Here is a 20318-nt window from a genome sequence, read left to right on the forward strand (position 1 = left end):
CCGCCGGACAGGCCCTAGGCCACCGTCCGCAACCCGCCCACCGAGGCGGCCCTGGTCCCCCGCACCACCCGATGCGCACAGGCCGCCGCCAGCAACTCCCCCAGCAGATCCGGATCGCCGATCTCCAGCCCGAGCAGCGACTCGATCCGCTCCAGCCGCTGATAGAGCGACTGCCGGCCGATGTGCAGGAGGGCGGCGGTGCGGGTGGGTGAGCAGCCGTGGCGCAGGTGTACCTCCAGGGTGCGGACAAGGTCGCTCGGGTGGGCCGCCTCCCACTCCAGCAGCGGGCCCAGCGTGTGCTGGACCATCCCGGCGAGGCGCTCCCGGTTGGCGTCCACGCCGCCCCGGGTCAGCTCCCGTTCGAGTGCCAGCGCACGCGACGACGTCACCAACGGCCCCTCGGGTATGCCCGGTTCAGCGGGCGGAACGGTCAGCGCCAGCTCCAGCGTCGTACGGGCCGCGCGCAGGGTGTCGCTCCAGCGCAGCCAGCCGCCGCCCGCGTCGACGGCATGCCCGACGGCGACGGTCAGGCCCGGCTCGGCGGCTGCCGCGCGGAAGGCGTCCTGGACCGCGCGTACGGGGTCGCGGCGGGGGCGCGAGGCCCCGGGGAGTGCCAGGAGCGCCAGGACGTCTCCCGGGAAGGCGGCCCGCAGCACCCCCGCCCCGCCCAGCAGCCGTACGGCACGGTCGACGACGCCCACCTCGCGCGTGCCGTGCGCGGACACGCCGATCAGCCGGGCGCCCGGCCCCGGATGGAAGCCCACGAGGGCCGCCCGTGCCTCCACCTCCGGCTGGTTCAGCGCCGCCCGGTCCGCCAGGTCCGCCAGCAGGGCCGCCGTATGGTCTTCGCCCCACGGCCGTACCGCCGACCGCCCGGACAGCCCGCGCGCGACGATCGCCCGGTTCGCCGCCTCCGTGATCCGTACGAAGGGCACCACCCGGTGCAGGGCCAGCAGCGGCAGCCCCACCCGGCGGGCCTCGTCGATCACCTCCGCCGGCATGTGCGGCAGGGAGCGGCCGACCTCCACCGCGAGGCCTGCGGCCGCGCGGGCGGCCAGCTCGCGGACGTACCGGCGGCGTACCTCCTCGTCGGGGTTGGTCAGCCCAAAGCCATTGGTGAGGAGCAGCTCGCCACCGTCGAGGAAGTTGGCGCCCTCGTACACCTCGCTGGAGTGGACCCAACGGACCGGGCGGTCCAGTGCGGACTCCCCGGCGAGTAGCTCGGGACCTGCGGCGCGGACGGGGTCGAGGTCAAGTACTTCGCGGAGGGTGAGTGCGGGCACGGGGACCTCCAGGGCGCTGACAGTTCGTCCGCGGGCGGGCTGCCGGGAGATTACTTTCCGCACGTTGCCCTCGTGTTTCCGCCACAGCAGAGTGGAGGCATGGATCTACCGGACGGCATCGATCACACGGACGGCATGGAACAACCGGACCTGCGCATCTGGCTCGCCACCGCCGTCGCGGAGGCCCGTGCCGGGCTGGCAGAGGGCGGCATCCCGATCGGCGCCGCCCTCTACGGCGCCGACGGCACCCTGCTGGGCCGCGGCCACAACCGGCGGGTGCAGGACGACGACCCCTCGATGCACGCGGAGACGGCGGCGTTCCGGGCGGCGGGGCGGCAGCGGTCGTACCGTGGCACGACGATGGTGACCACCCTCTCGCCGTGCTGGTACTGCTCCGGGCTGGTCCGGCAGTTCGGGATCTCCCGGGTCGTGGTCGGCGAGGCGGCCACCTTCCACGGCGGGCACGACTGGCTGGCCGAGCACGGCGTGCAGATCGTGCTCCTGGACGACGCCGAGTGCGTCGCGATGATGCGCGACTTCATCGAGAAGAACCCGGCTCTCTGGAACGAGGACATCGGTGTCTGAACCCCGTATCCCCACCATCGACCTGCGGCCCTGGCTCGACGGCGACGCCGAGGCCCGCGCGGCCATCGCCCGCACCGTCGACGAGGCCCTGCGGACCGCCGGCTTCCTCCTGGTCACCGGGCACGGGGTGGACCCGGTCCTGCGCACCCGCATCCGGGAGGTGGCCCGCGCCTTCTTCCTCCTCCCGGCGGACGTCAAGCAGGCCTACGCCGTGAAGGTCGGCGGGCGCGGGTGGCTCGGTCCCGGGGCGGAGGCCAACGGCTACTCGGAGGGGACCGAGACCCCGCCGGACCTGAAGGAGTCGCTGAGCTTCGCGACACACGAGCCCTTCGACGACCCGGTGATCAACGCCGAGTGGTACGCGCCGAACGTGTGGCCGGCCGAGGTGCCCGGGCTGCAGGCGCTGTGCGAGGAGTACCTGGCGCGGATGGCCGAGCTGGAGAAGGAGCTGCTGTCCCTGCTCGGCGAGGCCCTGGGCCTCGAACCGGACTTCTTCTCCCGGCACATGGACCACCCGACGTACGGCTTCAACATCAACTGGTACCCGGGGACCGAGGTCGTCGGGGAACCGGCGCCGGGCCAGTTCCGCATCGGTCCGCACACCGACTTCGGCACGGTGACGATCCTCGACCGGCAGGCGGGGAAGGGCGGGCTGCAGGTCTACACGGACGAGGGCGGGTGGGAGGACGCGCCGTACGACCCGGACGCCTTCACCATCAACATCGGTGACCTGATGGCCCGTTGGACCGGTGACCGGTGGCGGTCGGGCCGGCATCGCGTGCTGCCGCCGCCCGCCGACGCGCCCGCCGAGGAGCTGATGTCCCTCGTCTACTTCGGGGAGTGCACGCCCGGGACGCTCGTGGAATCCGTGCCCGCGCCGGTGGGGCGGGTGGCGTACGCGCCGGTCTCCTCGCATGTGTACCTGCGGGAGAAGCTGGACTCGATCACCGTCGACTGATCACGTCGGGCTCACCGTCGACTGATCGCAGCGAACCGTTTCTGAGCAAGGGTTGCCTCGTTGGGCGGGATACCACCCTTTCGGGTGTCCCCCGCCGCGAACGGAGCCGCCTGTGCGAATCACTGACATCCAGCGCTGCGAGGTCCGGCCCGGACGTCTCGTCGAATGGACGCTCAGCCCGGCGACCGTCGCGACCGCGACCGACCTGCCCGAGGACACGCGGCCACCGGCGTACATCCAGGAGTCGCACATCAGGACCGCCCGGTCCGTGCGCGACGGCGGTCTGTTCGTGCCGACCTGGCTGGGTGCCGCCTTCGACCTCCCGGGCGGGGCCGACCTCGACGCGCTGCAGGAGGCGCTGCGCGGCTGGACGCTGCGGCACGAGACGCTGCGCAGCGGCTTTCGCTGGTCCGGCGAGCACGGCGACGAGATGCGCCGGTTCACGCTCGACCCCGACGCCGTGTCCCTGCGGCGCGTGGAGGTCGGCGACTTCACCGACCCGGCCGCGCTGGTCGGGCACCTCCAGGACCGCTTCGACGTCACGGCGGACGCGTTGCGCTGGCCCAACCTGATCTACACGGCCGTCGTCCGGGACGACTCCACCAGCGTGTACATGGCCTTCGACCACAGCAACGTCGACGGCCACTCCATCCACCGCATCCCCGGCGAGATCCACGAGCTGTACGCGGCGGCCGTCGCGGGCCGGGCGATGGAGCTGGAGCCGGTCAGCAGCTACGTCGACTTCTGCGAGATCGAGCGGACGGACGCCGACCGGATCGACGACAGCCACGACATCGTGGCCCGCTGGCGGGAGTTCGTCGGCCGCTGCGACGGCCGGCTGCCGAACTTCCCCATCGACCTCGGCCTGGACCCCGAAGCCGGTCTGCCCACCCAGAAGTTCCTGCGCGAGCAGCTCACGGACCCGGACACCGCCGCCGCGTTCGACGCGCACTGCCGTCCCTACGGCGGCAGCGCGGTCGGCGTGCTGGCCGCCACCGCCCTCATCGTCCACGAGATCGGCGGCGAGCCCGTCTACCGCACCGTCGTGCCCTTCCACACCCGGGTGAAGTCCCGCTGGTCGGACTCCGTGGGCTGGTACGTGGGCGGCGCCCCCATCGAGATCCCGATGTCCGAGGCCCGCGACTTCCCCAGCGCCCTGCGGACGGTACGCGCCGCGCTGCACGCCAACCGGCACATGGCCCGCATGCCGCTCGCCCGGGTGCTGCGCCTGCTCGGCGCCGACTTCCGGCCCACGTCACCCGACCTGTACTCGATCGTCTCCTACGTCGACGCGCGCGGCGTCCCCGGCTCCGGACACTGGGCCGACCAGAAGGCGTACGGGCTGATCAGGGTGTCGTACGGCGACCAGGTGTGCGCCTGGATCACCCGGCTCCACGAGGGCCTGTGGTTCGCGGGCCGGTACCCGGACACCGACGTCGCGGGCAAGAACATGCGGCTGTACGTGGAGCGGTTGCGGGACGTCATCGCCTCGACGACCCGGTCGGCGGCGCCGCCGGTTTCGTAGGCCGGTTTTCGTAGGCCGGTTTCGTAGGCGTCCCGACATTTTCGTAACCCAACGGACATCACGCGATCTAGTCCGAACCAACTCCCCCTCCTTACCCTTGAGTTGAGAGCCTTTGGGGGGAGGTGCGGGTGGGCAGACGGTTGCACGGGCGTGGTGCCCTCTTCGACGCGGACCCCGCCGGTCTCGCCGCACGGCTCGTGGGCCTGCGTCCGCACCAGCACCGGACCACGAAGGCCGAGCATCCGCAGGAGCTGCCGTTCGTGGTGCTCACCGGTGCGCGCGGCCTCGGAAAGTCGGCGGTGCTGCGGGAGCTGCGGGACGCCTACAAGGGGCACACCCCGGTCGCGCTGATCGACTGCGAGCGCGCCGAGTTCGCCGCCCCGCCGTCCGGGCGGCCCGCCGAGGCCTGGTCGCCGGTGTCGCAGGCGCTGCTGGTGATCGCCGAGCAGCTCGCCGAGCCGGTCACCGGGGCCGGGCGGATCCAGTTCCCGCGGCTGATGTCGGGGTTGGTCGCGGTGGCCGCGGGCGGCTGGCGGGACGCCGACTCCGAGCGCATCCGGCGCGAGGTGGAGCGGATCCTGCTGCTGAACGAGAGCGGGTCGTGGGTCGCCGGGTTCGCGGGGCGGTGGGCCGGGCGGGTCGCCGCCAAGGTGGTCGCGGCGGCGACCGGTGGCGGGCCCCTGCTGTCGTCCGCCGTGGAGGCCACGCTGGAGGCCATCTCCGACAGCGTCGTGCACCGGCGCCGGCAGCGGGCGTCCACCTGGTACCGGGACTACCCGAACGCGGGCGGCAACGCCCGGCGCGGTCTGATGCTGCTCTCCGACCACTTCCGGGCGGGCGGCACCTCCCGCGAGCACGCCGAGCGCCATCTCGTACGGGCCCTGCTCGCCGACCTGGGCGAGGCGTACGCGGGGGTGCTGCCCAGGATGCAGCGCATCGGCCGGCCGCTCGTCCTGCTGGACAACGCGCAGTCGGCGCCCGGTCCCGGGCTCGTCGAGGCCGTGCTGCGGGACCGCTCCGAGGGCCTTACCGACCAGGTCGTGTTCGTCGGCGGCCTGCGCGGCGACCGCCGCCCCGCCCTGCGCAACGCCGTCCGCCGCGCCCTGCCCGAGGTCGCCCGGCGCAGCGACTGGACGCCCGACCCGGCCGCCCCCTCCTCTCGGGCGCTGCTCGTCTCGCTGCCGCCGCTCAGCCCCGACGACACCCTGCACATCATCGGCGCCGTCTGCGCCGAGGTCCGGGTGCCGCCCCAACTCCCGCACGCCACCCACCGCCTGACCGGCGGCAACCCGCTGGGCATCGCCCTGCTGGCCGAGTCCGCCGCCCAGCACCTGCCGGACGCGGCCTCCCTCGGCGAGCTGCTCACCGCGCCCGTACGGCTGCGGGAGGACCAGGACTCGGAGCCCACGTATCTCGCGCTCCTCGACCGCCTCGTCCCCGCCGACCGCCTCGCCGAGCTGACCGTCCTGGCCGCCGCCCACGACCACGACTCGGCCTGTGCCCTGGCCGACGAGCTCCTGCCGGACGACTTCGGCCCGGCGGACGTACGGGCGCTGCAGACCCGGCTCGTGGCGGAGGGACTGCCCGAGGTGCCGGGGCAGTTCGTCGGGGACCGCTTCGTGCGGACCCTGCTGCTGCTCCGGCTGCATCATGGCGACGCCGACCACGCGCAGTGGCGCACGGCGCACGAGACGCTGATCGCGTACTACGCCGCCGATGACGGCGAGGGCGCGGACGGCCGTGTGCCGTACCGGCTGCACCACGAACTCGCCCTCGGGGCGGACGAGTCGGCGGTGGCGCATCTGCGGGACACCTTCCACACGGTCGACACGCGCGCGTGGCTGCGTTCGCTGCGCTTCATCGCCTCCGCGCCCTACTTCCACGCGCACGACAGCGAAGGCCACGACTTCGACGGCCGGGACGATCGCCGTACCGCCGTCGCGCTCGGCCGCACCGACGCCGACCACGAGCCGCCGACGGGCGTCGACGCCGCGCTGCACCTGCGGACACGGCGACTGCTGCACGCCGTATGGCAGCTGACCGACCCCCTGACGCTGCCCGACCAGAAGGTGTGCGACCGGCTGCGCTTCGAGCTGGAGCAGCTGTCCAACCTGCGGCCCGCGGGCAACGCGCTGCTGTGGCGGGCCTCGCGGGACTGGCCCGAGGACGCGCTCGCCGGACGGCCGCTCAGGGTTCCGGACGAGGACGACGAGGACGGGGACGGGGAGGCGTGATGGCGGTGAGAGGTGTCGGGGTGTGGCTGCGGGAGCACGTCTGGGAGATACCGCTGCGCCGGTACGTCGCCCTGCTCGTCGGTGCCGGGGTGGTGGCCGGGGCCGTCCTCGGCATACGGGTGCTCCTGCACGACGACCGCTCGTGCGCGCCCGGGGTGATGATGCCCGAGGGCAGCGACGAGTGCGTGGGCGTGTCGACGACCGACTACGCCTTCGGCCGGGACCGGCTGCGGGACACCGTACGGGCGATCGACCGGGAGAACCGCTCCATCAAGGGCGACTACGTCACCGTCGCCCTGTTCGAGCCCTTCACCGCGACCGACCCCGACAACCTCAACGACACCCTGCACGAGCTCCAGGGCGCCTATCTCGCGCAGTACCAGGCCAACCACGACTCCAACGGCGAGTCCCCGGCGATCCGGCTGGTGCTGGCGAACCCGGGCGCGACCGGGAAGCACTGGCAGCACACGGTCGAGCAGCTGGAGCGGATGGCCGACGGGCCGGAGCGGCTGCGGGCGGTCACGGGCATCGGGCTCAGCACCGCGAACAACAAGCTGGCCGTCGAGGAGCTCACCCGACGCGGGATACCGGTGGTCGGCACCTCCATCACGGCCGACAACCTTGCCAACGGCCAGAACGGCAAGGACCCTTACCCCGGGCTGGCCCGCGTCTCCCCCACCAACACCGACGAGGCCCGGGCCCTGACCTCCTTCGCCAAGGTGAAGGCGGGCGAGGCGGTGCTGGTCTACGACAAGCCGGGCGATCCGTACACGACGACGTTGCAGGAGTCGTTCGAGAAGCTGCTGAAGGGGTCGCCGTACCAGCCGTGGGCGTTCACCCCGCCCGACGACCGCAGCCAGGAGGGCTCCACCGCCAACGACTTCCGGCAGATCACCCACCTGGTCTGCGACACGGCCGAGGAGACCGACACGATCCTCTTCGCCGGGCGGCACACCCAGCTGCGCCAGTTCATCAACGCGCTCGGCGAACGCGGCTGCCAGGACCGGGCGTTCACCCTGCTCACCGGGGACGAGGGCTCGTACCTCACCGGCGACAAGGACCTCGACCGGGACGCCCTGAAGCACAAGCTCTCCGTCCGCTACACGGCCCTCGCGCATCCGGACGCCTGGCTGACGAAGAACCCGCCCGCGACCGGCGGCTCCGCGGAGGACGCGAGGCGCCTGGCGGACCTGGCGCGCGCGGCGCAGGAGCCTCAGGCGGAGGGCTCCGGGGCACAGGGCGGGCAGCGGGTCGGGCCCATCGGCGAGGCCACCCTGGAGGACGGCCAGCTGATCACCGCCTACGACGCGATGACCCTGACCTACCAGGGCATCCGCGAGGCCAAGCCAGACGGCGAGGACGCCCCGACGCTCGCCGACGTCCACGACCAGTGGGAGCTGATGACGGGCTCGCAGCGGGTGAACGGGGCGAGCGGCTGGATCTGCCTGGACAAGCACGGCAACCCGTACGACAAGGCGGTACCGATCGTCGAGGTGACCTCCGAGGGCCGGGCACGCTTCGTCACCCTGGCGTGGCCGGAGGGCAAGCCGCCGGCGAAGGAGTGCCTGCCGCCGGCGTCGTAGCGATCACGCTTCCCAGGTGTCACGGGCCCGCTTCGAGGTGTCACGGTCCCGCTTCGAGTACGTCGATCAGCCGCTCGAAGCGCGCCCGCCACCGCTCCTCCGACTCCTCCCCGCCCCGGAACTCATGGGTGAAGCGCAGCGCGCTGCCCGCGTCCCCGTCCCGCTCCAGATGGAACCGGAGCCGGCCGCCGCCCTCCACCGTGTACTCGACGACCCGCTCCACGTCCCACGCGGTGACCCGCCCGGACCCGACGTCACGCAGCGTGACCGCACCGCCCAGCCGGGGTTCCAGGACGTCGACGGGCGTGAACCACGCCGCGAGCCCCTCCCGGGTGGCCAGGGCCGGCCAGACCGTCTCCATGGGCCGGGGAAACCGCACCAGGAAATGCAGGATGTGCGTGTTCCCACGGGCCTGGCCGGCGCCCTGTTCGATGGAACCGCTCATGGGACCAGCGTGACTCGGGCGGGGGCGATCCGCGACCCTTGGGCCCTGTTCTTCGGGCGTGCGGGCGAGAGCGTGATCAGGCGGGCCGGGGCGGCACGACCGCCGCGCGCAGCGGGGCGAGGAGCTGATTCGTCTCCGCCACACCTGCGGGTGAGCCCATGTCCGGGATGCCATGGCCCGGCACCACGGCGAGAGGCTCGTCCGCACACCGGTCGTGGAAGAGAACCGATGCGAGGCGGGGCCGGTTGCGCCGGGACTGCCAGATCAGGCCCATGGCCTGCGGTGTCTGGGCCCGGATCTCGCTCGCCCAGCGACGCGTCTTGGCGTAACGCTCGCCCTCCGCTTCGAGCAGCCACGAGTCCTGGCAGACGGCCGCCAGGTCCGCCTCGGTGATCAGCGAGACGAGGATCAGTTCGCACTGGGTGCGCAGCAGGGTCAGCGACTTGCCCCGTACGGCGGCGTACGGGACGAGACGCATCCCGGTCCCGGGGTCGAACTCAAGGGAACGCAGCAGGGTCTCGGCGAGTGCGGTGGTGGGAGTGTCGGCCAGGTAGAGGTACTGGTACGGGTCCGACTCGGTGGCGTCGAAACGGTTGCCGCCGAAGTGGGCGTCCACCGGCATCGGGTTGAACTGGTCGCCCGGCCGCTTCGTCTTGTGCATCCGCCACAGCAGCGTGCCGGCGGGAAGCAGGCGACTGTTGGGCCGCATCACGAAGTCGGACGGGGGAAGGGTGCCGGTCATCAGTCCCCCTCCACCAGTGCCGCGGCCGCGCCGACCAGCTGCTCGTCAGGGAGTGCTCCGAGCAGCGAGGCGGGCCTCGCGCCGAGCCAGGTGTTGCCGCTCAGCCACCAGTCGGCGGCGCCCCAGGGGTCGATGCCGGCGAGGAGGATGCGGTTGATGCGCAGGACGACGGGGATCGGCCCGCCGGCCGCACCGGCGAACTGGAAGGCCGGGTAGCGGTCACCGCGTTCCACGTCGTCGAGGCGGATCAGGTCCGGCGGCGGTTCTTCGAGGCCCGCGGAGTGGCACCGTGCGTGCGCGACAGGGCGGTTCAGCGCGGGCTCCGCCAGCAGACGGGCCTGTACCGCGCGGATGATCTCGGCCGGCTCCGGGACGGGCGGCGTCTGCGAGAGCCGCCCGAGGAGGTCCCGCGCGCTGGTCACGGTGGCCGGCCCGATCACGGCCCCGATGAGCCGCGGGGGGTCCAGAGCCGAACTCACCGGGTGGTCGAACGGCAGCCGAAGCAGGGCGAGTTTGACGCCTTGCAAGGCCTTACTCACCGCCTTCAGGTCGGCCTCCGACGCCTCGGCCAGCGCACCCAGCCGCTCCAGGAGCAGCGCGTACTGTTCGTCGTCGAGGGCCTCGCGGATGCTGTCTCGGTGTTCGCCGACGAGGCCGAGCAGCTCTTCCGGGGTCATGCGGCTCCCTCCTCGGACGCGGTCCGGGCCGCCGCTGTCGTCGCCCGTCCCGGGCCGGGGTGTCCCTGGTGGATGAACGCCGCCCAGACCGAGAGGCGTTCGAGTCCCGGGCGCCGCATCTCGCGCAGCAGCTCGCCGGTGAGCGAGCCCGGATTCGTGCGGTCCGGGTCGAGCATCCACAACTGCGCGGCCCTGAGCGCGTCCGCGGGCCCTTGTCCCTCGACGGCCAGGTAGTGGTGGAACACCGCCATCATCAGCGCCGAGGCCCCGTCCTGAGCGGTCCAGCGCGATCCCACGACGTTGCGTGCCCCACCCGAGACGAAGGCCGTCGTCAGGGTCAGGGCCTCGTCGTGGTCACGGGTGCTGAGGTCGGTCTCGCAGGCACTCAGGACCACCAACGGGCCCTGCGGGGCGGGTGCTTCGTCCCACGGCCGGTCGAGGAGCCGGGTCACGGTCAGCATGCCCAGGTCCGGCTCGGCCCCGGGACCGCCCTGCTCGGCCGGCAGTGCGTCGGCGCCGTCCGGGAAGGCGAGATGCAGCGCCGACACCGTCGGGCGCACTCCCGCGGAGCCGTGCGAGGCCACGTGCAGCAGCGTGGGCGATTCGGACAGCAGCGCGCACACCTCGTCGGGCGTGCCGGTCGCCGCCGGTTCCACGGGCGGTTCGTAGAACTCGCCGTAGAGCCGCGCCTGCGGGTAGAAAGCCTCGTAGAGCGCCGTTGCCTCCCGCTCGGCGTGGGTCAGCTCCTGCCGGGGATCGGCGATCAGGACCGGGGCTGCGGCCGCGTCGCCCTGGGCGCGCTTCACCGTCTGCAGCAACTGGCCACCGGACGCCGCGTAGCTGATGACGACGCTCTGGAAGAGGTAGTCGTGGGGCGCCGCCGCGGGCAGGCGTGCCGCGTGCCAGGGCACGACCCCCAGCCGCCCGCACGGCACCAGGACGATCCTGAGGGGGCCTGGGCGGGGGTCGCGGCGGCGTGCATTGGCTTCGAGCCGCTCTTGCAAGCCGTCGAGAACCGGTTCGAGCCCGGCGCGATACGCCCAGTCGCACAGCTCCGACAGGGCCTCCTCCCACGCCTGTTCGGCGGCCGGATCGCCGAGGTGCCGGGAGCGTTCGGCGGCCGCGTCGAGGTAGCGCTCCAGCGGTGCGCTCCCCGTGCCCGACAGGAGAGGGAGCCCTCCCACCCCGACGCTGTGGTCCGGGCCCACGACGAGGCCCACCCCTGGGGCCTCGCCCTCGCCGGGAATCAGGTAGACGAGCGCGTCCGCTCCGGCCTCGGCGAGGCCGTCCGCCAACTCGTGCACGGTGGGTGTCGTGAACAGACCCTGCTGCCGGTGGCCGAGCGCTTCCAGGGCGCGGTGGCGCAGCGTGCTCGGCAGTTCCCCGGGCGGGCCGTCTTCGGTGCCGCCCTCCGGCGTGCCGGCCTCCCGCGTGCCGGAGGTCCGCCATGCCGCGGCGAGCTCCTTGTGCCCGCGTGCTTCGAGAAGCTCCGGTACGGCTCGTGACGTGGACGCCGCGTGCAGCACCAGGGCGCGGCCCAGTTCCAGCGCGGTCAGCGCATCCTCCACGCGGTTCTGCGAGGCGGCCCAGACGGCGGTTCGTAGGCCGCGTTCGGCGCCGGAGCGTGCCGTCAGCAGGCCGTGTTCGGCGCCGCGCTGGAGGATGACGTCACCCGCCAGCGTGTGCAGCGCTTCCAGCGCGGTGTCCGTGGCCGCGGCCTGAGCCGTCGTGTCCTCGGTGTGATGCCACCGGGCACGGTAGGCCTCCGCCAGCTGCCACAGCGCGTCGGCGGCGAACCAGGGTTCCCGGCCCTGCCGTATCTCGTCGCGGATCCGCTCCAGTTCACCGATGAGCGGATCGAGTGTCTCCGGGTCGTGGGTGTTGCGGTACCGAAGGGCCTGGGACTGCCAGGAGAACCACTGCTGCCCCCTCGGTGCGTCAGGGGGTGCGGGGGTGTGGTTCCGGAGCAGTGTCGCGTCGTTGGTGACCGCGGCGCGCAGGGCGTCGGGAGCGATCGCGCCCTGGTCGAGCCAATTCCTGAGGAGCGGGGGCAACGAGTCCGCGGCCGCGATCACCTCTTCGAAGTGGTCGGCGCCGAGGAGCATCATGTCGCCGTCCTTCGTCAGCCTGCCGAGCGTCACGCATGCCTGGGCGAGGCCCGCCAGAACGATGGGACGGAGCTTGTGGTCCCGTGGGGTGTCCGCTTCGAGTGCGGTGAGTTCGGCGTGGACGGCGCGCGCGGACTCGACGTCCTCCGACTCGTGGGCGGCGCGGAGCCGGAGGCTGAGGGGCATCACGCGCAGGAGAACCGCGAATTCCCGGTCCACCGGATGCGCGGGATCCGGTGTGAACAGGCCGTTCTGGTCACCGAGCGTCTCCATGTACCTACGGCCGAACGCCTCGTCGTCGATGTTGCCGCCGACCGTAGGCCCCAGCTGGAGCAGGGTGGCGATGAGCATCTCCATCTGGGGTCCCAGTTCATGGCCGGGCGGCATCCGCTCGTGCCCGTCGCGCAGTCGGCCGATGGCCCGGTTGAGCTCCTCCGCATCGCCGCTCTGGGCCGCTCGCAGTGCCTCGAACAGTGAGGGGACGACGGCGTTCACGGCGATGAAGGGCTCGGTGCCGCCGGGGGACGGATCGGGGGCGGTGGGGGTTGTCGTGTGTGCGGACGGTGCCGGCTTCCCGGGCGGGTCGGAGATGCCCGACAGCAGATCCGTCATGCGCTGAAATTCCTCGCTGTGCGCGAATCCACCGGACATCGAGTCCATGAACCGGCGCATGGCCTGGACGGGCGAGTCGGGCCCGGCCAGCTGCCCGAGCACGGTGCTCGTCTGCCGCAACTGCGCGCGCTGCTCCGGTGGCAGAGGCAGCTCCTCGACCTCGTCCAGCAGCTCCCGTATCTCGGCCACGGCCTCCGCCATCCCCGCGGGGCCCAGCTTGGCGTGCCAGTCGAGCAGGCCGGAGAAGGCGGGCGGCAGATCGCTCCGACCCCCCGTCTGCGGCAAGGGCAGCACGAGGGACAGCAGCGACAGCGCGGCCCAACGCCTGTCCTCCGCGTCCGTCGCCGCCCCGGCCGCCGTCCTCGGGTCCCGGGCCTCCCGCAGCAGTCGCTGGGCCCGCTCCCTGTCCTTCGGCACACCGCCCGCGGCGAGGTGACGCATCGTGAGGACGGAGCCGAGCTGGACGGTCACCGCGGCGCGCAGTTCCGCGTCGTGCTCCAGCAGCCGCATCAGCTCTTCGAGTTCGGTGATCGAGCTGTCGTACAGGTCCGGGGCGCCGGCTCCGGGGCCGGGCGGGGGCAGGCGCAGGGCCCGCTTCATGGCGGCCATCACCCAGGCGCGCAGCGCCCTGACGCCCCCGCTCTCCCCGCTCTCCCCGCTCTCCCCGCTCTCCATGTCGGTCACATGTCCCCCTCGGTCTGACAGGCATCGCTGCCTGCTTCTCTCAGTTCTTCTCGCATTTCCCGGCGCAAGGTGCGCAGCCGGGCCCACAGGGCGTCGATGTCGGCCTTCGCGGCGCCCGGTGAGTCATCAGGGCGCGGTATCCCGTCGGCGAGGCGCCGCAGCCTGCCGTACAGCGCGCCCAGACCGTGGCTGACGTCGCCCGCGACGCCGAGGACCGGCTCGGACAACCGCAGCTGGGCCTCCGCGTGGACCTCCCGGTGCAGATCACGGGCCTCGACTAGCCGGCGCCGTACATCTCCTGGGTCCTCGGTGCCGCCGAGCGCGTGGAACTGGTCGGTGAGGGCGGCCAGGTACTGCCGCGCGGCCGTGTTGAGCGCGACACAGGTCGAGCGCCGCGCCTCGGCCTCGCTGCGCCGAGCCCGCAGACGTTCCGCACGCGCGTGCTCGCGCTGTCGGCTGCGGTCCGCGGCGCGCTGGGTCAGGAGGGCGGACAGCAGGGTGCCGACGACTCCGATGAGCGCCACCGCCGCGGCGGTCACGCTACCGACGTCCACGCTGCCCCGGCCGGGGTGCTCGCACCTGGCTGATTCCGCCCATCTGACCAGCGAAGCAGCACGCTCCGCGCGGGGTGAAGCCCTGTCCCAGAGATCGCCCGGTTCACAACCGGCATGCGCCCGATGCGGCCGGGGACTCACTTCGGCCTCCAGCACACCGTGTAGGCGAGCGCCGGAAAGTCCGAGGGCCTCCACGTGGTCCAGCCGTAGCTTCCGCAGAAGGCGCGCGCGCCGTACTGGCTGGTGCGTCCGGTCACCACCACGTTCGAGGCGGCGCAGGAGCCGACGTTGGTGAAGGTCGCGTGCTGTTCGCTGCCGGACTTGAAAAGGCATTGGTTCTGCTTCGCGTATCCGGCGTCGTCGGGGTAGTTCATGGACAGGCAGAGCAGCACGTCCAGTCCTGAGTCGGATGCGACGCCGAAGCGCTTCCATTGGTTGTAGTGCGGCCAGGAGTCGCACTTCGAGTGGTCGCTGGTGCCTCGGTAGACGGCCAGCACCTTGAAGTTCCCGGTCTGGCAGGTCTGCGTACTCCATGGGCCGGTGCCGTGGGAGCCGTAGACGCAGTCACCCTGGTCCGCGTGGTAGGCGGTGCCGCCGGGACTCTGATAGCTCAGGCACAGCACGCGGTCGTGGCGCGCGGAGGACACGCTCTCGTCGCTGTCGGTGACGTCGTCACAGCTGGACAGGTCGGTCGTGTCGGAGTAGATCCGCACGACCTTGAACGCCCCGTCCGTGCAGTCGGTCGCGACGAGGTCGGCGCGGCCGGTGGTCCCGTTGTCGTAGAAGCAGGACCCGACCTGGGCGTCGGCGATGGCGTCGGGGGTCGGCGTTGCTGACGGCGTGTCGGGTTCGGAGGTCGCGGGTTCGGAGGTCGCGGGGTCGAGGTCTGTGGGGTCGGGGTCGGTGAAGGTGAGGTCGGTGGGTGTGGAGTCGGGCACGGTCGGGAAATCCGACGCGGCCGAGGAGACCGACTCCGAAGTCGACCCGGAATCACCCCCGTTGGAGTGCGTGACGGCGAGAGCGAGAAGCGCGACGAGTACGACTGCGATGCTCGCGGCGAAGCCGGCTCCGGTTTTGGATGTGGGTTTGGCTTTGGATGTGGGTTTGGTTCTGGCTGGACTCCTGGCGGGGGCGGTCCCTGCGGGCATGGGGTTGCCCGGCGCGTGCGGGGTTCGCTGAGTTCGCCGGGTTCGTCGACCTGTCGCCGACGCCGACGCCGACGCAGGAACGGTCGACGCTGTGGTGCCGGCTGCTGCGAGGGTTTCCGCCCACTGGGCCGGAGTCGGGCGCCTCACCGGATCGGCATCGAGGCTGCTGCGGGCCAGTGCGGCGAGTGCCGGGCTGACGGGTGTCAGCACGGTGGGGTCGGTGGCGGTCTGGTCACGGGCGATGAGGCGTACGGCGAGCAGCGCCAGCTTGTAGATGTCGCTGGCGCAGGTCGCCTTCTCCTCGCCGTCGGGGATCTGCCAGTCGGGGGTCTCGGCCTGTGGGAGGACGGTGTCACCCCGAAGGCGCATGGCATCGGCGTCGATGAGGAAGCACTCGGGGTGCGGGGCGGTGGCGAACAGCAGGTTCTTCGGGGAGAGGTCTCCGACGGTGATGCCGAGGCCGTGGAGCCGGCTGAGCGTCGTGGCCAGGTCGCCCAGGAGGGCGAGACGGTCCCGGACGCTGATGGTCAGGCCGATGCCGGCCACGTAGGCGTCGTCGTTGAGGAGATACTCCATGCTGGCGAGTCGCTGGGTTCCGGTCGCTCCGCCGAGGTTGCGGAACGCGAACCGGAAGCGTGCGGGAACGGCGCGCATGAGGAACCCGCAGGTGTGCCCGTGCCGTTGGACCACGGCCGCGGGCCATGCGGTCCTCTCGCACAGCCACTTGGCGTCCGCCGCCTTCAACTCGCCGATCAGCTCGGCCCTCGACGCGAGCGCGTCCGCGCGCAGGGCGGGCAGTACGGCAGGGCCGTACTCCTTGTAGACCACGTCCCAGCCGTCGCCCGCCGCCTCGTTGATCTTCCGGTTCGTGACTTCGTGGACCGTGCCCTGGCCGCCCTGGCCCAGTTGCTTTCCCAGGGTGAGCTTGTGGTGTTCGACCATGGGGGCCGGCGAGGGGCTCACGGCTGCCCCTCAGGTGTCGTGGGCCAGATCGTCAGCAGGGTCCTGTCGTCGTCGAAGGTCTCCCGGGAGAAGTCCAGCAGGTGCGCGAGCCACAGAGGCGGCGGCGGGTGCGCGAGGTGACGGGCGAAGAGGGAGCCGACCTGGCCGTCGCCGTCGCCGAGCGGGTCGGCGAAGCCGTCGGTTCCGATCAGCAGCGCCTCGTGCGAGGACAGGCGCCTGCTGGTCCGCTCAAGCGGATCGGGTACATGGGGCAGGGGCGTCACCGTGCTGGACACCAGGAGGACGTCCGACCCTGTCTTGGTGGAGAACAGGGGCAGGAACCGTCCGCCCGAGCGGTCCAGGGCCCATGCGCCCGAGTCCCCGATACGGCACAACTCGACCAGTGGCCCCTCGGGTTGAGGGCGGACCACGCCCGCCACGAGCGTCGTCGCGTACAGGCCCGCCACCTCGCTGAACTCCGGGTCCCGTCCGCCAAGGCGCCACCGGGTCAGCTCCCGCAGCCGATCGGCCGCGTGGCATGCCACGTCACGCAGGTCGAGGGGCCCTCCTGCCTGGTCGAGCAGGTGGAGCATCCGCTCCAGGGCGGCCCGGCAGGCCGCTACGGCGCCCTGCTCGGAACTGGACGCACTGGAGACGCCGTCGGCGACCGCGAAGACGATGCTGCCGGTGGCGGTGTGGACCGTCGCCCGTGCGGCGTCCTGACGCGGTTGCCGGTAGTAGCGGTGCCTGGCACCGCGGACCGACGCGAACCGCAGGGCCAGCTCCGCGGTCGACCAGCCGTCGCATTCGGTGTCCGGGAAGTCGAAGTCGTACTGGCCAGGAGGCAGCGCCTCGAACTCGGGCCCCGGGGTTCCGATCGCGATCGGGTGCCAAGGCGCGGGCTGAGCCGGGTCTACCGACGCGTTCTGTGTCCCAGCGGACGTGAGGGCGTTCTCCGGGTTCACGGTCACACCTCGTCGATCGCCATGGTGAACTGGTCCGGCCGGTTGACCACGAGCTGCGGGTTCGCGGAATTCAGCGCGTGCCCGGAGGCGACGAGGCTGGCGGTCAGCGAGTGGAAGAACTCGGAAATGGCCCGGCCGATGTCGGTCCCGGCCTTCGCGACGAAGGCGAATTCGGGGCGCGTCGCCACTTCGAGCATGGTGTCGGCCCGGGCATCGCCGATGCCGCAGGCGATGATGTTCGGGGCCGTCGGGGTCTGCTCCTTGTCGGTCAGCCTGGCGTGGGGGCCGCGCCAGGACCCGCCGTCGGTGGGCTGTCCGTCGCTCAGGAGGAACACCACGGGGCGGTGCACCTTGTATCCCTCACCGCGCAGCCACTGCACATCAGACGGAATCCGATGCAGCAGATCCTCGAACACGGCCTTGTAGTTGGTGACCCCACGGATCGTCACCTGGGGCAGGCTGCCCTCGGTACGCATGTCGGCCACGGCAAGCCGCACCTGCACGTCGTCGGAGAACCCCAGCACCGCAAGCCGCAGCTTCGCCGCGACCATCGGCTCCGCCCGAAGTCCCTCACACAACGACACCAGGCCGTTGGACAGTTCCTCCAGGTACGGACTCATCGAGCCCGACTCGTCCGCCAGCACATAGGCCGGCAGCAGGACGCCCTTCGTTTCGGACATCTCGAATTCCCCTCTTGCGTGAATGATTGGTCAGTTCCCGAGGTTGGGTCCGCCGCCGGCCGGGACGTTCTGGATGGTGACCGGGAAGAAGAGGGGCCAGGTCGATCCGTCCGGCTGCTGGATCATGGCCGTCATCGTGATGGCCCTCGGAATGGTGCTCTTGTCGTTCTTGTACTCGGGGGTCACCTCGTAGAGCACGGCCAGCCCCTTCTCCAGGCCCGCGTAGGGCCCGACCCGCATGACCGCCTTGTGCACCAGTTGCTCGTAGGGCCGCATACCGAAGCTGGTGGTGTTCGTTCCGCGCTGCCAGCACGGGACGAGGTTCCGCTCCTGGTCCTGCCGCGCTGTGCCTCGGCCTCCGAGCTCCCTGGAGATCAGGTGGCAACGGGCGCGCTTGCCGGCGGCCTTCTTGGCCGCGTCCGCCCAGCCGGTGATGTCGCCCGTGGCTGTGGTTCCCTTGTCGAGGGACTTTGTCAGACAGGCCGTGGCCCCCTCGGCCCTGACACCGCGCGTGCCCTTCGGGGGCCCCTGGTTGATGTGGTCCACACCCTTGGTGGTGTACTCGATCCATCCGTCGCCGCTGTTCTCCCCTCGGGGGCGGGTCAGGCAGTCGGCCTTGCTGTTGCGGCGAGGCGATGTGGGGCTGCCGCCGGGAACCGGGGCCGGCCGGACGGGTGTGACGTTGGAGATGACGTAGGTCTTGTCGTCGATCGTGACCTGGGCCGTCCCGCCGTTCGCAATGGCGGCCCTGAAGGCCGCCTGCCTCGGCGTGCTGACCGCACCGGGCCTCCGGACCTCCAGCGCGGTGTACTGACCGTTGGGCCGGCGGACCAGTCCGTCGTACGTGCCGGACGGGCTGCCCAGCTGTGCCGCCTGGGCGGCGGGGAGTGCGCGGACGGCGCCGGGCGTCAGGTACGCGGTGCCCGGCCGCATGTCGACCGTGGTGCCGGTGCGCTTCGCGTACGACTGCAGCGCGGCGTTCTGAGAGAGCCTCGACGGAGTGTCGCCGCCGCCGGCGGTGTCGGCTCCCTGTTCCGTGGTCTGGTCGGCCTGCTGCGGCGGGACGGCCGCGTCGCCGCCCTGGTCCATCGTCGCCGCCGGGTCCGGCGGATCGGCGGCGAGGCTCTGCAAGGCCTCGGCTATCTGTTGCTGCAACTGCTGGCCCTCGGCGTCAAGTTGCCGCTCCTTGCCCTCAAGCTCGCTGACCTTCGCGTCATGTGCCCTGGTTTCGGCGGCGAGTTGGGCCTGCTGGGCACTGAGAGCGGACTGCCACTGGCTGAGTCGCGCCTGCTGGGCCCGGAGGCTGCTCTGCTCGGACCTGAGCTGGGACTGCTCGGCCCTGAGCTGGTTCGCTTCGGCCTCGTAGGCGTTGGCCGCGGCGGCCTGCGCGGGCAGCTGGAATCTGTTCGGCTTGCTGTTGTGGGCGTCGATCTTGGAGGACAGGGCATTCGCTCGCGTGTTGAAGGCGTCGGCCTTCTTGTTCACGGCGGTGGCCTCGGCCTCGGCGGCCTTCTTCTTCTTGTCCAAGGCGGCGGCGACCTTGGTGATCTTCTCCGCTGCGGCGACGACTTCCCGCCCCTGCCGCGCCAGCTCCGCTTGCTTCCGAAGGTGCTCCTCGACCTCCTCGACGAGGGTCGCCGATGAGGCCGCGATGCCAGAGGACGTAGTCATCGGGGCGGTGCCGGACTGAACCGCGACGGCCGGAACACCGGTGGCCGCGGCGCTCGCCGGTGCTCCTGTGATGAGGATCTGCGCCAGTGCCGCCACCAGCAGGAGACAGGCACGGCGCAGTGCCCTGCGCCTGACGCGTGCGGCGATCCCGCGCGTGGGCCCGGTCATCCGGTCACCTTCCCGGAGAGTGCCTCGGCGATCTTCGAGACGGCCGGCCGACCGTTGCCCGCCTCACAGACGCCGACCTGGATCAGGCTCGTGCCCTTCAAGTGCGCCTGGCGGTAGCAGGCCCATCCCGAACCGGCGTCCTGTGTCGCGGTCCATACGACGGCTGCCGGGGTGGCGGGATACGTGGTGTAGGCCCAGGTCGTGGTACGCCCGGCCTGGTCGGTGCGCGTCGCGGAGGTGCACCGGGTGAGACCGGTGGTGAGGGTCCGGAAGGCCGCGCGAGCCTTGGCGCTGTCCGGGAACACGCCGATGACCTGGTTCACGGCGTAGGCGCCGGCGCCCCCGGCGTCCTGGTAGGTCGCCGAGAGGAACGCGGTCCACTCGTTCCCGTAGACCGACTGGGTCGCCGGCCCGACCGCCACCGCACACTTCGCCGCACTGGCGGTCATCGCGGCCGGCGGCTGATTCGACCGGGGACCGGACACCAGGGTCGTCCCGGCCAGGCGGCTCGCCTCGTCCGGAGTGAGGAGCGCGGCGTGAACCGTCCCGTCGACCAAGTGCAAGGGAACGGGCGCGGGTTCGCCGGGCCAGTACCACCAGCCGATACCGGCCAGCGTGAGGCACGGCAGCACGGCGGCGAGCGGCAGCCGCCATCGACGTAGCGCTGCTCCGATGCGGCCCCGAGTGCGGGGTGCCTGCGGTGCGGACGGCCGAGGTGTTCCGGTCGAGGCGCTCGGACCGGTGCCGGTGCCGG

16 protein-coding genes are annotated in these 20318 nt (G+C 71.9%); 5 read left to right on the forward strand and 11 right to left on the reverse strand.

All coding sequences use genetic code 11. The features are described from left to right. Positions 1 to 14 precede the first annotated feature (14 nt). Positions 15 to 1283 (reverse strand): PucR family transcriptional regulator, encoded by a 1269-nt coding sequence (locus ACIA8X_RS36315; protein WP_393458453.1) that lies wholly within the window; start codon positions 1281 to 1283, stop codon positions 15 to 17. Positions 1284 to 1382: 99 nt separating this feature from the next. On the opposite strand from ACIA8X_RS36315, the gene ACIA8X_RS36320 reads away from it, so the two are divergent. The 5 genes from ACIA8X_RS36320 (at position 1383) to ACIA8X_RS36340 (ending at position 8168) form a co-directional block, all read left to right on the forward strand. Then, positions 1383 to 1868 carry a nucleoside deaminase gene (locus ACIA8X_RS36320; RefSeq protein WP_393458450.1) on the forward strand — a complete coding sequence of 162 codons (486 nt, stop codon included), beginning with the start codon at positions 1383 to 1385 and terminating at the stop codon, positions 1866 to 1868. Beyond that, a complete protein-coding gene (locus ACIA8X_RS36325; RefSeq protein ID WP_399460072.1) occupies positions 1861 to 2826 on the forward strand; it encodes an isopenicillin N synthase family dioxygenase in 966 nt (321 codons plus the stop codon). Before ACIA8X_RS36320 ends, ACIA8X_RS36325 begins: the two co-directional genes overlap by 8 nt. A 112-nt stretch (positions 2827 to 2938) precedes the next feature. Next, a complete protein-coding gene (locus ACIA8X_RS36330) occupies positions 2939 to 4351 on the forward strand; it encodes a condensation domain-containing protein (RefSeq protein WP_399460073.1) in 1413 nt (470 codons plus the stop codon). Between the two features lie 122 nt (positions 4352 to 4473). Continuing rightward, positions 4474 to 6585: a hypothetical protein gene (locus tag ACIA8X_RS36335; RefSeq protein ID WP_399460074.1), complete on the forward strand. Its 2112-nt coding sequence runs from the start codon at positions 4474 to 4476 to the stop codon at positions 6583 to 6585. Next, the gene (locus tag ACIA8X_RS36340) at positions 6585 to 8168 is read left to right on the forward strand and encodes a hypothetical protein (protein WP_399460075.1); all 1584 of its coding nucleotides are present in this window, start codon (positions 6585 to 6587) and stop codon (positions 8166 to 8168) included. Before ACIA8X_RS36335 ends, ACIA8X_RS36340 begins: the two co-directional genes overlap by 1 nt. A 40-nt stretch (positions 8169 to 8208) precedes the next feature. Here ACIA8X_RS36340 and ACIA8X_RS36345 read toward each other — a convergent pair whose 3' ends face one another. The 10 genes from ACIA8X_RS36345 to ACIA8X_RS36390 all read right to left on the reverse strand — a co-directional run bounded on the left by ACIA8X_RS36345 (position 8209) and on the right by ACIA8X_RS36390 (position 20196). Continuing rightward, positions 8209 to 8613, reverse strand: coding sequence for an SRPBCC family protein (locus ACIA8X_RS36345; protein WP_393458435.1), 405 nt, complete (start codon positions 8611 to 8613; stop codon positions 8209 to 8211). A gap of 76 nt (positions 8614 to 8689) precedes the next feature. Beyond that, positions 8690 to 9355: an RES family NAD+ phosphorylase gene (locus ACIA8X_RS36350; RefSeq protein ID WP_399460076.1), complete on the reverse strand. Its 666-nt coding sequence runs from the start codon at positions 9353 to 9355 to the stop codon at positions 8690 to 8692. Further along, on the reverse strand, positions 9355 to 10032 hold the full coding sequence (locus tag ACIA8X_RS36355) for a hypothetical protein (protein ID WP_393458429.1): 678 nt from the start codon (positions 10030 to 10032) through the stop codon (positions 9355 to 9357). Before ACIA8X_RS36355 ends, ACIA8X_RS36350 begins: the two co-directional genes overlap by 1 nt. Further along, the gene (locus ACIA8X_RS36360) at positions 10029 to 13427 is read right to left on the reverse strand and encodes a CHAT domain-containing protein (RefSeq protein WP_399460115.1); all 3399 of its coding nucleotides are present in this window, start codon (positions 13425 to 13427) and stop codon (positions 10029 to 10031) included. Before ACIA8X_RS36360 ends, ACIA8X_RS36355 begins: the two co-directional genes overlap by 4 nt. 5 nt (positions 13428 to 13432) lie before the next feature. Then, positions 13433 to 13975 (reverse strand): hypothetical protein, encoded by a 543-nt coding sequence (locus ACIA8X_RS36365; protein ID WP_399460078.1) that lies wholly within the window; start codon positions 13973 to 13975, stop codon positions 13433 to 13435. Positions 13976 to 14127: 152 nt separating this feature from the next. Continuing rightward, the gene (locus ACIA8X_RS36370) at positions 14128 to 16101 is read right to left on the reverse strand and encodes a hypothetical protein (RefSeq protein ID WP_399460079.1); all 1974 of its coding nucleotides are present in this window, start codon (positions 16099 to 16101) and stop codon (positions 14128 to 14130) included. After that, positions 16098 to 17045 (reverse strand): protein phosphatase 2C domain-containing protein, encoded by a 948-nt coding sequence (locus ACIA8X_RS36375; protein WP_399460080.1) that lies wholly within the window; start codon positions 17043 to 17045, stop codon positions 16098 to 16100. Before ACIA8X_RS36375 ends, ACIA8X_RS36370 begins: the two co-directional genes overlap by 4 nt. Before the next feature lie 2 nt (positions 17046 to 17047). Continuing rightward, entirely contained in the window at positions 17048 to 17725 is a 678-nt protein-coding gene (locus tag ACIA8X_RS36380) for a hypothetical protein (protein WP_393458417.1), read from the reverse strand. Between the two features lie 30 nt (positions 17726 to 17755). Further along, entirely contained in the window at positions 17756 to 19564 is a 1809-nt protein-coding gene (locus tag ACIA8X_RS36385; protein WP_399460081.1) for a DNA/RNA non-specific endonuclease, read from the reverse strand. Beyond that, complete coding sequence (locus ACIA8X_RS36390) at positions 19561 to 20196, reverse strand: sensor domain-containing protein (protein ID WP_399460082.1); 636 nt, start codon at positions 20194 to 20196, stop codon at positions 19561 to 19563. Before ACIA8X_RS36390 ends, ACIA8X_RS36385 begins: the two co-directional genes overlap by 4 nt. Positions 20197 to 20318: the final 122 nt, after the last annotated feature.

This window comes from Streptomyces sp. NPDC051738 (assembly GCF_044453205.1).
Lineage (GTDB): Bacteria > Actinomycetota > Actinomycetes > Streptomycetales > Streptomycetaceae > Streptomyces.